Origin of the sequence: Aquibium sp. ELW1220, assembly GCF_030398385.1 — a bacterium.
GTDB lineage: Bacteria > Pseudomonadota > Alphaproteobacteria > Rhizobiales > Rhizobiaceae > Aquibium.
Map to the genome: position 1 here is coordinate 242,846 of NZ_JAOAOQ010000002.1, position 14,572 is coordinate 257,417.

At 61.2% G+C, this 14,572-nt stretch carries 15 protein-coding genes; 11 read left to right on the forward strand and 4 right to left on the reverse strand.

Annotation, left to right across the window (positions count from 1 at the left end; all coding sequences use genetic code 11):
* Nucleotides 1-18: 18 nt before the first annotated feature.
* The 7 genes from N1F91_RS03160 (at nucleotide 19) to N1F91_RS03190 (ending at nucleotide 6,909) form a co-directional block, all read left to right on the forward strand.
* Nucleotides 19-1,131: a glycosyltransferase gene (locus N1F91_RS03160; protein ID WP_289990330.1), complete on the forward strand. Its 1,113-nt coding sequence runs from the start codon at nucleotides 19-21 to the stop codon at nucleotides 1,129-1,131.
* A 66-nt stretch (nucleotides 1,132-1,197) separates the two neighbouring features.
* Complete coding sequence (locus N1F91_RS03165) at nucleotides 1,198-1,674, forward strand: colanic acid biosynthesis acetyltransferase WcaF (protein WP_289990257.1); 477 nt, start codon at nucleotides 1,198-1,200, stop codon at nucleotides 1,672-1,674.
* A complete protein-coding gene (locus tag N1F91_RS03170; RefSeq protein ID WP_289990259.1) occupies nucleotides 1,667-2,548 on the forward strand; it encodes a glycosyltransferase family 2 protein in 882 nt (293 codons plus the stop codon). Before N1F91_RS03165 ends, N1F91_RS03170 begins: the two co-directional genes overlap by 8 nt.
* A 91-nt stretch (nucleotides 2,549-2,639) precedes the next feature.
* A complete protein-coding gene (locus N1F91_RS03175) occupies nucleotides 2,640-3,590 on the forward strand; it encodes a UDP-glucuronic acid decarboxylase family protein (RefSeq protein ID WP_289990261.1) in 951 nt (316 codons plus the stop codon).
* 61 nt (nucleotides 3,591-3,651) lie between these two features.
* Nucleotides 3,652-4,404, forward strand: coding sequence for a glycosyltransferase family 2 protein (locus N1F91_RS03180; protein WP_289990263.1), 753 nt, complete (start codon nucleotides 3,652-3,654; stop codon nucleotides 4,402-4,404).
* 48 nt (nucleotides 4,405-4,452) lie between these two features.
* Nucleotides 4,453-5,427 (forward strand): NAD-dependent epimerase/dehydratase family protein, encoded by a 975-nt coding sequence (locus N1F91_RS03185; protein ID WP_289990265.1) that lies wholly within the window; start codon nucleotides 4,453-4,455, stop codon nucleotides 5,425-5,427.
* A gap of 132 nt (nucleotides 5,428-5,559) precedes the next feature.
* Nucleotides 5,560-6,909: a nucleotide sugar dehydrogenase gene (locus tag N1F91_RS03190; protein ID WP_289990267.1), complete on the forward strand. Its 1,350-nt coding sequence runs from the start codon at nucleotides 5,560-5,562 to the stop codon at nucleotides 6,907-6,909.
* A gap of 100 nt (nucleotides 6,910-7,009) precedes the next feature.
* Here N1F91_RS03190 and N1F91_RS03195 read toward each other — a convergent pair whose 3' ends face one another.
* The 3 genes from N1F91_RS03195 to N1F91_RS03205 all read right to left on the reverse strand — a co-directional run bounded on the left by N1F91_RS03195 (nucleotide 7,010) and on the right by N1F91_RS03205 (nucleotide 10,557).
* Nucleotides 7,010-8,089 carry a plasmid partitioning protein RepB C-terminal domain-containing protein gene (locus N1F91_RS03195; RefSeq protein WP_289990269.1) on the reverse strand — a complete coding sequence of 360 codons (1,080 nt, stop codon included), beginning with the start codon at nucleotides 8,087-8,089 and terminating at the stop codon, nucleotides 7,010-7,012.
* A gap of 16 nt (nucleotides 8,090-8,105) precedes the next feature.
* The gene (locus N1F91_RS03200) at nucleotides 8,106-8,987 is read right to left on the reverse strand and encodes a ParB/RepB/Spo0J family partition protein (protein ID WP_289990271.1); all 882 of its coding nucleotides are present in this window, start codon (nucleotides 8,985-8,987) and stop codon (nucleotides 8,106-8,108) included.
* A gap of 70 nt (nucleotides 8,988-9,057) precedes the next feature.
* Complete coding sequence (locus N1F91_RS03205) at nucleotides 9,058-10,557, reverse strand: recombinase family protein (RefSeq protein WP_289990273.1); 1,500 nt, start codon at nucleotides 10,555-10,557, stop codon at nucleotides 9,058-9,060.
* Between N1F91_RS03205 and N1F91_RS03210 the strand changes: the two genes are divergently transcribed.
* Nucleotides 10,543-11,331: a transcriptional activator RfaH gene (locus tag N1F91_RS03210; RefSeq protein WP_289990274.1), complete on the forward strand. Its 789-nt coding sequence runs from the start codon at nucleotides 10,543-10,545 to the stop codon at nucleotides 11,329-11,331. The two genes, N1F91_RS03205 and N1F91_RS03210, sit on opposite strands and share 15 nt — an antisense overlap.
* 139 nt (nucleotides 11,332-11,470) lie before the next feature.
* Entirely contained in the window at nucleotides 11,471-11,725 is a 255-nt protein-coding gene (locus tag N1F91_RS31090; protein WP_354670515.1) for a helix-turn-helix domain-containing protein, read from the forward strand.
* On the opposite strand, the gene N1F91_RS03215 is transcribed toward N1F91_RS31090, so the two are convergent.
* Nucleotides 11,694-12,110, reverse strand: coding sequence for a VanZ family protein (locus N1F91_RS03215; protein ID WP_289990275.1), 417 nt, complete (start codon nucleotides 12,108-12,110; stop codon nucleotides 11,694-11,696). The two genes, N1F91_RS31090 and N1F91_RS03215, sit on opposite strands and share 32 nt — an antisense overlap.
* A 323-nt stretch (nucleotides 12,111-12,433) precedes the next feature.
* Between N1F91_RS03215 and N1F91_RS03220 the strand changes: the two genes are divergently transcribed.
* Together N1F91_RS03220 and N1F91_RS03225 are read left to right on the forward strand one after the other, a co-directional pair.
* Nucleotides 12,434-13,450: an alkane 1-monooxygenase gene (locus tag N1F91_RS03220; protein ID WP_289990277.1), complete on the forward strand. Its 1,017-nt coding sequence runs from the start codon at nucleotides 12,434-12,436 to the stop codon at nucleotides 13,448-13,450.
* 589 nt (nucleotides 13,451-14,039) lie between these two features.
* Entirely contained in the window at nucleotides 14,040-14,309 is a 270-nt protein-coding gene (locus N1F91_RS03225) for a hypothetical protein (RefSeq protein ID WP_289990279.1), read from the forward strand.
* The last annotated feature ends 263 nt before the right edge of the window (nucleotides 14,310-14,572 follow it).

Here is a 14,572-nt window from a genome sequence, read left to right on the forward strand (position 1 = left end):
TTGCGTATCGCCCACACGATGGCGTCGCTTGATATTCAGGCCTCGGGTCCGGCCTACAGCATACCCGCGCTCGCAAGGGGGCAGGCTCGTCTCGGTGCTTTAGTGGAACTGCATGCTCTCGGTGGCAGCCCCATCCACGCGATGGAGAGGCTCGATGATCGCCGCCATCGAAACGACCTTGCGGGATGGACCGGCCTTTCGACACTAGGGATTTCGTGTGGAATGCGCGCGGCGCTTCGAACGGGTCGTTTCGACATCCTTCACACACACGGGCTTTGGAGGATGCCGAACGTCTACGCCGCCCCTGGCGCCCGGCTGGTGATTGCTCCAAGGGGCATGCTTGCCCCGCCCGCTCTGGCCTTTTCCCCCTTGCGGAAGCGGCTTTTCCTGAAGATCGCACAGGGCACAGCGTTGCGTGCAGCCGAAATGTTCCATGCTACGTCCGAGGGCGAGTACGACGACATTCGCCGGTTCGGCCTGAAGCAGCCTGTCGCGGTGATCCCCAACGGCGTCGCGGTGCCGCCGCCGGAAGCGGTTGCCCGTGTTGCGGAGGGCCGCAAGACATTGCTTTCCCTTGGACGAATCCATCCGGTCAAGGGATTGGATTCCCTCCTGGAGGCTTGGGCAAAGGTCGAGCCCGTCGCCCCTGACTGGGATTTGAGGATCGTCGGTCCGGATGAAGGCGGGCATGCTGCCGAACTGGCGGCGCTCAAGCGCCGGCTCGGTTTGAAGCGCGTGCGGATAGAGCCTCCGGTTCATGGACCTGCGCGAGATACGCTCATGGCCGCAGCCGATCTCTTCGTTCTGTCATCGCGCAGCGAAAACTTCGCCATGACCGTGGCGGAGAGCCTCGCGGTAGGCGTACCGGTGATATCGTCCAAGGGGGCGCCCTGGTCGGGGCTGGAGGCCAACCGGTGCGGCTGGTGGGTCGGCCACGGGCCGGACGCGCTTGCCCCGGCCCTGATGTTGGCGTTATCGCTTCCCGATGTTGAGCGTCGAGCCATGGGGGCGCGAGGGCGGGCATGGATGGAGCGGGATTTTTCGTGGGCCAGGATGGCGGCCATGTCGCTGGAGGCCTATGGCTGGCTTCTGGGGCAGGGCGACCGGCCGGAATTCGTACGGGTGGATTGACCTTTGCTTGACGTCCGCGCCAATCGCACGAGTCGGAAATGGAGCCGCCGGGAGCAGGCCGGCCGAGTGGCCTGGGCGCTTGTACAGCCGCTCTTCTCGCTCAGTCCCCGACCGTTCTGGGGCTGGCGGCGCTTCATCCTTCGCGGATTCGGGGCCCGCATCGGCAACCAGGTCCATGTTCATCCGACTGTTCGCATCGCCATTCCGTGGAACGTCGAGATCGGTGATGACTCGGCGGTCGGCGACAGGGTTATCCTGTATTCGCTAGGGCGGATCATGCTGGGCCGGCGGGTGACGGTGTCGCAAGGAGCCCATCTTTGCGCCGGTACGCACGATTGGCGAAGGCCCGATCGCCCGCTCATGAAACCGCCGATCCATGTGGAGGACGATGCCTGGGTCTGCGCGGATGCCTTCGTTGGCCCCGCGGTCACCGTTGGAGCCGGCGCGATCGTCGGCGCCCGGGCGGTCGTGATGAGGGATGTTCCCGCCATGGTCGTCGTGGCGGGGAATCCGGCACGCGAAATCCGAAAGCTGGTTGACTGACGACATGCTTCCCCGTGAGACCCACACAAAGCCGGCCGCCGAGCGAGACCTTGCCGTTGCGGTCGTCATCCCGGTCAAGAACGAAGAGAGAAATCTGCCTCGATGCCTGAGCGCGCTGTCGCGGTTCCAGGAGATCATCGTCGTCGACTCCGGCAGCACCGATCGCACGCAGGAGATCGCCGCTTCCGCCGGCGCGCGGGTGATCGATTTCCAATGGAATGGTCGCTTCCCGAAGAAGCGTAACTGGATCCTCATCAATCACCGGCCGAATTGCGAGTGGGTGCTGTTCATCGATGCCGACGAAGTCCTCGACGATGCGTTCTGCGACGAACTCGCCCGTGTCCTCGGATCGACCGCGCACAGTGGCTTCTGGCTGAACTACACGAACTATTTCCTGGGAAAGAAGCTGCGCCACGGTCTTGCCCAGAAGAAACTCGCCTTGCTGAAAGTAGGACGCGGCCTCTACGAACGTATCGATGAAGATTCATGGAGCAGCCTGGATATGGAGGTGCATGAGCACCCGATCGTCGAAGGCACGGTCGGAGAAATCAAGTCGCCGATAGAGCACAATGATTTCCGTGGGCTGGAAAAATACATCGAAAGACACGTTGACTATGCGCGATGGGAAGCCAGACGTTATGTCAACCTCGGGGAACGCAGCCCCCACGAATCATCTTCGCTCACTGCTCGGCAGCGTTTCAAGTACAGGAATATCACCAAGGTCTGGTATCCGGTATTCTACTTCACGTACACATATATATACAAGGCCGGATTTCTCGATGGCGGTGCAGGGTTCTCCTACGCATTTTACAAGATGTGGTATTTTCACACGATTCGAATTCTGATCATCGAAGCCGAGAAGGAGCGCCGTTAATCGTGCGGAAGACTTGTCGTTTGCAATATTTGCCTCGTGTCCGGTCGAAGAAAGTACCGGGGACGGCATCATCGAACAGGAGCGCTCCCTAGTGCCCAGACTCTACGACAGCCGTAAGAAAATTCTCGTCACGGGGGGCGCCGGCTTCCTGGGCTCGCATCTGATCGACCGGCTTCTGGATCAGGGGCACGAGGTCCTTTGTGTGGACAACCTGTTCACCGGCACGAAACGGAACATCGATCATCTGCATCGCCATCCGCATTTCGAGTTCATGCGCCACGACGTCTGCTTTCCCCTCTATGTGGAAGTCGACGAGATCTACAATCTCGCCTGTCCGGCTTCGCCCATCCACTATCAGCATGATCCGATCCAGACGACCAAGACCTCGGTCCTGGGCGCCATCAACCTGCTTGGTCTGGCGAAGCGTCTGAAATGCAAGATCTTTCACGCCTCCACCAGCGAGGTCTACGGCGATCCCAGCATCCATCCCCAGCCGGAGGAATACTGGGGCAACGTCAACCCTACGGGTCTTCGCGCCTGCTATGACGAGGGCAAGCGATGCGCCGAGACGCTCTTTTCCGATTACCGGCGGCAATGGGGCATCGAGGTGAAGATCGCCCGCATCTTCAACACCTACGGTCCGCGCATGCATCCGGCGGACGGCCGGGTGGTGTCCAACTTCATCGTCCAGGCGCTTGGCGGCGAACCATTGACGATCTATGGAGACGGCAGCCAGTCCCGCTCCTTCTGCTATGTCGACGATCTGGTGGAGGGGTTTCTCCGCTTCATGGAAACCGGAGCTCAGGTGTCCGGTCCGATCAATCTCGGCAATCCGGAAGAGTTCACCATCCTCGAGCTTGCCGAAAAGGTCATCGAGATGACGGGGTCGGCCTCCAAAATCGTCCGCCTGCCGCTGCCGCAGGACGATCCCCGGCAGCGCAAGCCCGACATCGGCAAGGCGCGCGAGTTTCTCGGTTGGGAACCGAAGGTCGGGCTGGACCAGGGGCTGTCGAAGACGGTCGATTACTTCAAGTCGTATTAATGATACCGATGGACCAGAGTATCCATCCATCAGATCACTGCGTCCAGAAGCCCTCGTCCGAATGAAGATCACCATCATCACCGCCGTCTTCAACCGAGAGGCGACGATCGCCCAGGCGATCGAGAGCGTGCGGGCGCAGACCTGGCCGCATGTCGAGCATCTGGTGATCGACGGCGCGTCGACCGACGGCACGCTTGCCGCCATCGACGGCGCGCGCCGCGAGGCGATGCGGCTCGTTAGCGAGCCGGACAAGGGGATCTACGACGCGCTGAACAAGGGCGTGGCGCTGGCCAGTGGCGATGTCGTGGGGCTGATGCATTCCGACGATTTCTTCGCTCACGATCAAGTGCTGGCGAAGGTGGCCGCCGCCTTCGAAGCCCCAAGCGTTCTCGCCGTGTATGGCGACCTCGACTACGTGTCGGCGGCCGACGAGAGCCGCGTGGTGCGTCGGTGGCGTTCGGGTTCCTACAGCCCTGCCAGGTTGCGACGCGGCTGGATGCCGCCACATCCCGCCCTGTTCCTGCGGCGCCAGGTGTTCGAACGCCATGGCGCCTACGACACCAGCTACCGGATCGCGGCTGATTATGACGCGGTCCTGCGCTATTTCAGCCGCGGGAACCTCAATCCGGCCTACATCCCGGACGTGCTCGTCAAGATGCGTCTCGGCGGCGAAAGCAATCGCTCGCTCGGCAACCTTGTCCGCAAGTCGCGCGAGGATTATCGAGCGCTGAGAGCCAACGGCGTAGGCGGCCTTTATGCCTTGGCATGGAAGAATCTTGGCAAGGTCGGGCAGTTTGTCGGAAGCGACCGCTAAATCGCTCGTTTCACTCAGGTCATATACAAGGATGGAGTTGGGGTGCCGATGACACGGAAAACAGCACTTGTCTGCGGGGCAGGGGGGTTCATAGGCGGGCATCTGGTTCACCGCCTCAAGAGAGAAGGTTTCTGGGTCCGCGGCGTCGACCTGAAGTTCCCCGAGTTCCGGGACGTAGAAGCGGACGATTTCGTCATTGGTGACCTGCGTCGGCAGGATGTATGCGAGCGCGTGATCGACCGCCGCTTTGACGAGGTGTACCAGTTGGCGGCGGATATGGGGGGGGCGGGCTACATATTCACCGGCGAGCACGATGCGGACATCATGCACAATTCCGCAACCATCAACCTGAACATCGCCGATCTGTGCCACAAGCGGACCGTTCGCCGCGTCTTCTACTCCTCGTCGGCATGCATGTACCCGGCCTACAATCAGGAGGATCCGGACAATCCGAAATGTGCCGAGGATTCCGCCTATCCGGCTGCTCCGGACAGCGAGTACGGCTGGGAGAAGCTTTTTTCCGAACGATTATTTCTAGCCTACAATCGAAACCACGGCATGTCGAACCGTATTGCGCGATATCACAACATCTTCGGGCCCCAAGGCACCTGGCAAGGCGGCAAGGAGAAGGCGCCAGCGGCGATCTGCCGCAAGGTCGCCTCAACGCCCAACAATGGCGAGATCGAAATCTGGGGAGATGGGCTGCAGACGAGATCGTTCCTCTATATTGACGAGTGCATCGAGGGCACGCTCCGACTGACCCGCTCAGGGTTTGAAGGTCCGGTCAACATCGGCTCCGACGAGATGGTGACGATCAATCAGCTGGTCGACATCGTCAGCGATATCGCCGGCAAGACGCTCCACAAGAAGCATATTGACGGTCCCACAGGCGTGCGCGGACGGAACTCCGACAACAATCTCATCGAGGAGCGGCTTGGCTGGCGTCCGTCGCAGCCGCTACGGTCAGGGCTCGAGGAGACTTATGCTTGGATCGAGCGCAACGTGCGCCGCAATGCCGATTGATCGCAGTCGGTCTTTCGGCGATGGCAGGGGATGGTCAGGTTCACCATTGGCGTGCAACGCACTCGGTTCCTGCGGATGGCGCTGGAGCGCCGGTCTTTTTTTTGATTTGCTGAACCAACGGACTCCCTAGCCATGAACGAACAAGCCCGCACGTCGCCCGACCATGGCCTGGCTGCCCGCATCGAGGGGCGCGAGGCCGTGATCGGCGTGGTCGGCCTTGGCTATGTCGGTCTGCCGCTCGCGGCGGCCTGTGCCCGCGCCGGCTTTTCGACGCTCGGCTTCGACGTCGATCCCGGCAAGATCCGCGACCTGAATGCCGGACGCTCCTACATCGACGCGGTACCTTCCGCCGATCTCGCCGCGCATGTCGCGGCCGGACGCTTTTCGGCCACGGGCGAAGTCGCGTCCTTTGCCCGGTGCGACGTCATCGTCATCTGTGTTCCGACGCCCCTGACAAGGCACCGGGAGCCTGATCTCCAGTATGTCACGATGACCGCCGAGGCGATCGCGGCCCATCTGCGCCCGGGCCAGCTCATCGTGCTGGAATCGACGACCTATCCGGGAACGACGGACGAAGTGCTGAAGCCGATCCTGGAAGGAAGCGGTCTTTCCTGCGGCGCCGACTTCTTCCTCGGCTTCTCGCCCGAGCGCGAGGATCCCGGCAACGTCGCCTTCCAGACGGTGTCCATTCCCAAGATCGTGGCCGGCGACGGACCGGTCGCTGCGGCGCTCGTCGAGGCCTTCTACGGCGCGGTGGTGGCGCGCGTGGTGGCGGTGTCTTCGCCCTCGGTCGCCGAAGCGGTGAAGATAACGGAGAACGTGTTTCGCGCCGTAAACATAGCCCTCGTCAACGAATTGAAGGTGATCTACGACGCCATGGGGATCGACGTGTGGGAGGTCATTGACGCTGCCGCGACGAAGCCCTTCGGCTACATGCCCTTCTATCCGGGCCCCGGGCTCGGCGGGCACTGCATCCCGATCGATCCCTTCTACCTCACCTGGAAATCGCGCGAATACGGTCTGACGACGAAGTTCGTCGAGCTTGCCGGCGAAATCAACGTCTCCATGCCGCGCTACGTCATCGCCAATGTCGAGCGGCAGCTCGATCTCCGGCAGAAGCGGTCCCTGAGTGCGTCGAGAATTCTGATCCTGGGACTTGCCTACAAGAAAAACGTCTCGGACATCCGCGAAAGCCCGTCCTTCCACCTGATGGACATCCTGACGCAGCGCGGCGCGCGCGTCGATTATCACGATCCCCACGTGCCGGTGATTCCGTCCACCCGCGAGCACGGGCAGTACGAGGGCATCCAGTCGGTGGCGCTGACGCCCGAGGCCATCGCGGATTATCATGCCGTGATCGTCTCGACCGACCACGACGCGGTCGACTATCAACTGGTGGCGAAGCACTCGACGCTGGTCATCGATACGAGGAATGTCTTCGCGCGGAAGGGAATCGAATCCCCGGTGATCGTGAAGTCCTGATCTTGTTGCAGTTTCGGCGTGCTCGCGCGCCGGAGCGCCGTGATGGCTAAAGAGGTGGAACAAAGCCGCTCACTGGCACCTTGCGCGTCACGTGCGCCGTTCACCCAAGGTCGACGCCGCGCGGAATGTCCCCAAGCTCTGCTGTCGCGTCCGCGTCCGTTCCGATCCCGCGCTCCCCCTCCTGTCGCTCGGCCTGCTCGATCGCCTCTTCCATGCTGAGTGTGTTGAGGACGAGTTCGAATTGCTCGAGGATCTCGGGCGCATGGCGGTCCACATACGAGCGCACGGCATCGTTCTCGAGAACCTTCTTCAGATAGCCCTTGGCAACTACGAGGTTCAGGAGTTCCGAGCCATAGCTTTCCTCGGTGCGCTTGTATTTTTCCTGGACCTGGTTCATCTCGCGCTCCAGCTTGACGATCTGCTCAAGCGGATCGCTCTTTGGCTCGTCCGGCTTGGGCGGCGCATAATCCGACCGCTGCTCCGGCGGGGTCGCTTTCAACAGGGCGTCGGCATGGGCGGCGGTGATCGTGTTGGCCGCCATCATCAGCTCGACTGCCTCGATCTGCCGGGCTGCTTTCATCTTGCGCAAATGCCGGGTCACGTCTGGAGCGAACTGTTGGTCTTGTAGAAGTTCCACCGCCTTGGGGCAGATCCCATGGAGCAGGTTGACCCGGCTATTGATCGTCGAAAGGTTGACGCTGAAGGCGCGGGCCAGCCGCTCCTTGCTGACGCCTTTGTCAATCGCGCGGCGCAGCATGTAGTGCTCCTGCACCGTCGAAAGCCGGTTGATCCGGTGATTGTAGGTATAGGTCTCGAAGTCCTTGGCGATCAGACAGGGGGCGGTGTCCTGACCGAGCTCTTTCAGCGCCAGAACGCGCAGGTTGCCGTCAAGGAGCAGGAAGCCCGATGCATTGGGATCGGGCTTGATGACCGAGAGCGGCTCGATCAGGCCGATCTCCCGGATCGATGAAACGATCTGGCGGAATTTTCGTGTCGTCATCACGCCATCCGGCACCTTCTTCGATGGCATCAGTTCCTCGAGCGGGATCTGGTAGGTCTCAAGATCGAAGCCGAGGGTCAGGTTCAAAGGCGCCTTCGGATAGGGCGTGTCATTGTCCTCTGCTCCGGGCGGCGGGAAGATCCCGGGGTAAAGCGGTTTCACGGTGCTGTGGGTGTTCATGGTGGGCTCCACGGGTTCAGGCGGTTTCGATGCGGTCGGCAAGGTATTTGGGCAATGTGTCCAGCCCTTCGGCGCGCAGGAGCGTGACGAAGTTCTCGTCGGCGAAGAGCCGTTTGAGGCCCTGGACGACCAGGAGGAGCTGCTGCTGGGCATGATCGGCCTTCAGCATCAGCTTGTGCTGGCGCGCCACTTCGCGCTGGTAGGTCTTGACCAGCGAGTGCGCGGAGTTCGGCAGCTTCGGGCGCTCTCCGCCTGTGCGGGGACCCTTTTCCCGGCGTTTTTCGATGAGCCGCTTGGCTTCCGTGATCTGATGGCCCTTCAACTGGCCTGACTTGTAGGCCTCTTCCAGCATGTCGCCGAGGTTTTCGTCGTCGTGCTTGGCGCGGGCGATTTCGAGTGCGGTGGTCAGCGGAATGGTCCCGTTCTGAACCGCCTCGATCAGTCGCTCCTCTCCCTTCTCCAGAAGAAAGACAATGTCGCGGACATACTTCTCGGAAAGCCCGGTCCGCTCGACGATGTCGTCGATGCTGTAGTTCCGCGCCAGCAACAGTTCGATGTCGGCCAAAATCTCGAGCGGGCGGTGGCCGCGCCGGGCGATGTTTTCGGCGAGCGACATGATGAAGGCGTCCTCGTCGGTCACATTAACCACCAGCGCCGGAATGTGGGTTTCACCCAGCAAGCGAAAGGCGTTGAGGCGGCCTTCGCCACAGACCAGCAGATAGGCGGGCGCCCCATCGGCGCCCTCGCGCTCGGTCACCGTGATCGGCTTCTTCAGGCCGATGGTGCGGATGTTTTCCACGATTTCCTCGAAGACCTTCATGTTGCGGTCTCGCGAGTTCAAGACCTCGATCCGGTCGATCGGAACAAACGTTACGCTGTCGGGTGTGTCAGTCATCATCTGGTGATGTCCTTTCTGGGTGTTGATCGTTCATGATATGTTCAGTCGACGAAAATCTGTGCCTCGTGTCTCACCCCCATTTCCGCCGAATGCCGACACGCTCGGCCATGCCGTAGAAAAAGCCGAGATCCTCGAAGCGGAATGCTTCAAAGGCGATGCTGGTGCGATTGCAGAGCCGGATCTCGTGCCGGGGCAGGTCGAGCCAAGGCAGCAGGTAGTAATCGAGCTCCTCGCGGTTTTCGGGATCGAGCCGCACCGCCAGCGTGACATCCGCCTGATAGCGCATGGGGTCGAAGCGGATGCGCCAGCGCAACCTTCCGTCGCCCATGGGCTGGCAGCGCGCCAGAACGAGGCTGACGATCATCTCGTCGTTGATCGAGAAGAGGTCGGTCTTGGGGTTGCGCACCACCCGGCCGCCGATAGCGGCGATCGCGTCTTCTGTGCGGGTGATGATTTCGGGATGCATGGCGCGCAGGCGCTTGTTAAGCGCAAGACGCTCCTGATCCCTGTCTGTCCGGTAGCCGATCATTTCGTAGGCTCGCGCCAGCGAGCCGAAGCGGCTGCGATAGGTCGCGGCCGAGGGCATATCGGAGGTCTGGTCGATCAGGAACCCGGACAGCTGCCCGGCATCGGCATAGAGCCGTTGCAGATGCTCAAGCAGTTCCTCGTCCGACACTCGGGCGGAGCGCGCGGTGATGATCTCTTGCGCCGTCAGAAAAAACTCGAGCGGTACGATGCCTTCGAAGGCTCCCTCCTTGCGGATCCACATTTCGGGAGGATTGTCGACATGAACCTTTTTTAGCTTGAAGGAACTGCGGTTGAAGACGTTGTTGCCGATGTATTTCTCGTTGGTCAGCACTGTGCGAACCGTGCCCGAGGTCCAGGGCTTGTCGAGATCAGTCGGCACGCCCGCTTCATTCATGCGGTCGGCGATCTCACGGAAGGACAGATCCTCCTCGATCAGCCAGCGGTACATCTTGTTGACCCAGACCACCTCTTCCTCGGGGCCCGGCATCAGAATGACGCGGTCGGTCTGCAGCGACTTGTGCTCGCCGCGCTTCAACTCGGCCTTGATGGTGCCGCGCTCGTCGATCAGCACCCGGCGCAGGCCAAAGCCGGCGGGGCCGCCCTGGCGGTAGCCAAGTTCAATCAGGCGGCACTGCCCGGTGAAGACCTTGACCGAAAGCTCCCGGCTGTACTCGCCAGCCATGGCGCGTTTGACCCCCTTGACGATGGTCGAGACGGGAGAGCCGTCATTTTCGAACTGCTCGGCGCAATAGGCAACCTGAATCCCGGCGCGCTTGCAGATGTATTCGTAGTAGGCGGACTCGTCCGCGTCCTGGAAACGCCCCCAGCGGCTGACATCGTAGACCAGGATGACGTTGAAATCGAAGGCGCCCGATTCGACATCCGCAATCAGCCTTTGCAGGGACGCGCGGCCGCCGATCGACAATCCGCTCTTGCCGTCGTCGGCGTAGGTGCGAACGATCTTGATCCCGCGCGCCGCGGCATACTCGCGAATCTTGTCGGACTGATTGTGCGTCGAATACTGCTGGTGCTCGGTGGACATGCGCACATATTGCGCCGCACGGAACTCGCTCACCTCGTCATCTCCGCCCAACCCGCCCTCCATCGCTTCCTGCGTTGCGTTGGACGTTTGCGTGACCGGGCGGAGCTTTCAAGTCATGTCGGCGGAATCGTCGAACAAAAACAGCCATTTAAGCCAAGGCAGCGCTGTCGGAGCACACAATTTGACCGATTGATCTTCAAAGAACAGTTGCCAGCCTGCGTTGCGATGCGGCATATGCTCAGCGTTGAGCGGAGAGGTCGAATGACGTTTCACGATCGCGGCACGAGTTGGTTTCTGGCCCAGTTGAAGGCGAACAGCGGTCACATCGCCGAGCGCAATCTCAAGCGGCAAGGCTTTCGGACTTTCCTGCCGATGGAAAACGCAACGAGACAGGTGCGGGGCAAGTTCGTCAACGCGCTGCGGCCGCTGTTTCCGGGCTATGTCTTCGTGGCCTTTGACATCACGATGGGCCATTGGCGGGCGGTCAATTCGACATACGGGATTACCCGGCTGGTCAGCTTCGGCAAGGATCCGGCGCCAGTGCCGCTCGACATCATCAGCCAGTTGATGCTGCGCTGCGACGCCTCCGGCAAACTCCTGGCGCCAAAGCTCCTGAAGCCCGGCGATCAGGTGCGGCTTACGACGGGTCCCTTTGCGGATTTCGTGGCGACCGTCGAGTCCATCGCGGCCGACCGGCGCGTGTTTGTCTTGATGGAGATCATGGGCGGCGAGACCCGCGTCGCGGTTCCGGTCGAACAGCTGCGCATCGCATGAAGCACCACCATCTGGCTCGTGGCGCCGAGAATGCACACCGGAGGGACCGCTATTGGCGTTCGCGGCCGTCCCGGACGGTACGAGGCGGACCGATACGGCGCGGATCGGTTGCATTGATCGCCAGACGCCATAGAACTGGGTGCGACGGTTCAACGCGGCAGGCCCCGATGGTCTTCTCGATCGGTCGGCGGGTCCGCCATCGCGGCTGTCGCCCGAGCGGCGGGCTGACCTGGCCGCAAAAGTCGAGGAGGGTCCTGACCGCGCCGTCAAAGGCTTCATGCGCTGGCGGCATGTCGACCCGAGGCGCATCATTGGAGCGTTTCCAGGTAGCCTGCACTGCCGGCGGCCCAAATCCGCACCATTCAGGTGGACGCGACGCGGTTCATGCGCTTGAGCAGGACTGGCCAGAGCACGGCACCCAGCGCCAGGCCGCCAGCCACTCCGGCCAGCGAGGCGGCGAAGTCTAGGATCGATGCAGTGCGACCTGGAACAAAAATCTGCATAATCTCAACGCCGCCTGCTACCACCGACAAGGCAAGGGCCGACCAGATCAGGGAGCGAAAGGCCAGCGACGCCGTCAGACCCGCCACGAGGAAGGCCAGTAAGTGGGCTACCTTGTCGTTGAACAGGAAGAAGGATTGCACCTGCATCTGCTGAATGTGGCCGAACGAGGCTAGCCAGGCGATGCACCCCACCTCCACCACAAGAGCAGTCTTTGCGGCAAGGCGCAGGCGCGGAGAAGCGAGGGCGGCGAGTCGGGAAACTTCGGATGACGTCATCAGGGCTCCGCTGTCCTGCCGATCATCTCACTGCAAACCGTATGCGGTCGCGATCCTGCCTTCGCACCGGAGTGTCATTACACTCACCGCCGAAGAGTCTTTCCGCAACTTCACCGCCGATCTCATCGCCGAACTCCTTCGGCAATACGGGAGCGGTGCCTTGCCGGCGGCAGTGGACGGTATAGACTGTAGTATCTTGCCAGCGGGGCTGTCGCATGAGCATGAGGTCGCAAAGCCTGACGAGGGGCGTGCTATGGCGGCACGACAAGCGCTGGCTGTGGCTGCTGTCAGTCCTGTCACCTGCCATGCCAGGGGTCGGAGCAATGATGCTACTGGCGGGTGGGGATCCGCTCTGGTCGTGGTTCTCGCTGGCCTATGGCTACGGCGCACTGACGCTGCTGGACGTCATTGTCGGCGAGGATCCCTTTAACCCGCCCTCGGATAAGGTCGAGGAGCTAGCACAAGACCCGTGGTATCGAGGGCTACTCTTTCTGGCGCTGCCCGTCTACTGGCTTTCCCTGATCCTGTCGGCTGTCGCGGTCGGAACGCTTGACCTGCCGCTATGGGCCTTTGCCGGGGTCACGCTCGGCGCCGGCGCGATGTCGGGAACCGCTCTCGTCGTCGGCCACGAACTCGGTCACAAATCCGATCGCGTCGACCAGATCGCGGCCAAGTTGGCCTGCGCGCTCAGCGGCTATGCGCATTTCTGCATCGAGCACAATCGAGGCCATCATGTGCAGGTGGCGACGCCGGAAGATCCGGCATCGGCGCGCTATGGCGAGAGCCTCTATGCCTTCGCGCTGCGCGAACTGCCGGGCGCCTTCAAACGCGGCTGGGGTCTGGAGACGGCGCGCCTTGACCGCAAGGGGCTGCCCTTCTGGCACTGGCGCAACGATCTCCTCCAAGGCTATACGCTGCATCTGGCGCTGGTTGCCGCAGCGACCGCGGCCTTCGGCTGGATCATGCTGCCCTTTTTCCTGATCCACGACATCTTCGCTTGGTGGCAACTCACCATGGCCAATTATGTCGAGCATTATGGGCTTCTGCGCCAGAAGCGGGCCGACGGGCGGTACGAATCCTGCGAGCCGCGCCATTCCTGGAACACAAACCACATCGTGTCCAACCTCGTGCTGTTCCACTTGCAGCGCCATTCGGATCACCATGCCAATCCGCTGCGTCCCTATCAGGCGCTGCGCAATTTCGACGACCTGCCGCGCCTGCCCTCTGGCTATCCTGGGTCGTTCCTGCTTGCGTCCATCCCGCCGCTCTGGTTTGCCGTCATGAATCCGAAAGCGTTGGCTTGGGCCGGAAACGATGCGACGCGCCTGAATCGGGGCTGACGGAGCGATCCCAGTTGGCTTGCCTATGGCACGTTCTGGCCCTCGCTCGCCTGGCACGGCGGTGGGGTGGTTGTCGGACCGCGTCACACTCCGTATTGTGATCCGTATCTAATTGAGCAGGGCTTGCTGCTCGCTTCAGTTTTCGCGCAATTTTCAAAAATACTATAGTTTTCAATGCCCTGAGCGGCGGATTCGCCGTGAAGATTGTATTTTTTTGAGTCAATACACCGCCACTTGCAGTTACCGAACTCGTTTAGGTGCTCTCGCGGAGCCCTTTTTTCTTTATATTTCAAAGGGGTTTAGCCAAGGCGACCGGCCTTCAGAGACTGGCAAAACGCCAAAAATCGGTCTCTGAACGCTCCACGTCTCTTTCCGACCGGCCCTCAGGTCGAGCACAACGGTCGGAAAGTATGCTGCATTAACAGTGACTTGCAGATTTCGGGAAACCGTTGTGTTCGGAACTGCATATGGTGCCAAAATCGGATACGAATCCGAGGTACGGTGGCGTTTGACCGCGTTAACAACGTCGATTGTCAAAGTCGTCGGTTGCATATAATTTCGAACGGATGGCAGGGCTGGGGAGCTTTTTATGCAGATCGCACGTCATTTGGGTTTCGCAGTGATAACCGGGTTTTCACTAGCAACGCTCGGGACAATCGCCATCATACCAGCTGACGCTGCCACATGGGAATGTTCAGCCAAGGGACTCAAGAGCTACCGCTACACGGGTGGCAGTTCCGCCATGATCCACCTGAGCGCCTATTCAAGCGGCGGCACATACCGTGTTACCAAAGTGAGTGCCACGAAGGTCACAGGCAAGACGCAGGACGGCACGGCCTTCACCTGCGTCCTGAAGTGATCACCAACTGATATCAGTTCGAAGTATTGTGTCGTTGCGATTGCCGTGGGATGGCGCAGCGAGAGCGAAGCCGGCGTACGTCATGAGATGCATATCCAGCGACGTGCTCGAGAGGCCGACAATTCATGTTCATCTTTCCAAGCCGTTAAGCTCGATGAATGTTCGCGGAACGCCCGGCAGGCAGCGATGTCAAGCAAGTGCTGACGCGAGAGGCAGCCGGTGAGAATCGCGGTCATCTCTGCTTTCCCGTTCCTCTCAAACCC

Excerpts from the sequence above, each read along its gene's own strand:
- N1F91_RS03160 (WP_289990330.1), top strand. The coding sequence starts at position 19 with ATGGCGTCGCTTGATATTCAGGCCTCGGGTCCGGCCTACAGCATACCC.
- N1F91_RS03180 (WP_289990263.1), top strand. The coding sequence starts at position 3,652 with ATGAAGATCACCATCATCACCGCCGTCTTCAACCGAGAGGCGACGATC.
- N1F91_RS03185 (WP_289990265.1), top strand. The coding sequence starts at position 4,453 with ATGACACGGAAAACAGCACTTGTCTGCGGGGCAGGGGGGTTCATAGGC.
- N1F91_RS03190 (WP_289990267.1), top strand. The coding sequence starts at position 5,560 with ATGAACGAACAAGCCCGCACGTCGCCCGACCATGGCCTGGCTGCCCGC.
- N1F91_RS03195 (WP_289990269.1), bottom strand. The coding sequence starts at position 8,089 with ATGAACACCCACAGCACCGTGAAACCGCTTTACCCCGGGATCTTCCCG.
- N1F91_RS03200 (WP_289990271.1), bottom strand. The coding sequence starts at position 8,987 with ATGATGACTGACACACCCGACAGCGTAACGTTTGTTCCGATCGACCGG.
- N1F91_RS03205 (WP_289990273.1), bottom strand. The coding sequence starts at position 10,557 with ATGTCCACCGAGCACCAGCAGTATTCGACGCACAATCAGTCCGACAAG.
- N1F91_RS03215 (WP_289990275.1), bottom strand. The coding sequence starts at position 12,110 with ATGACGTCATCCGAAGTTTCCCGACTCGCCGCCCTCGCTTCTCCGCGC.
- N1F91_RS03220 (WP_289990277.1), top strand. The coding sequence starts at position 12,434 with ATGATGCTACTGGCGGGTGGGGATCCGCTCTGGTCGTGGTTCTCGCTG.
- N1F91_RS03225 (WP_289990279.1), top strand. The coding sequence starts at position 14,040 with ATGCAGATCGCACGTCATTTGGGTTTCGCAGTGATAACCGGGTTTTCA.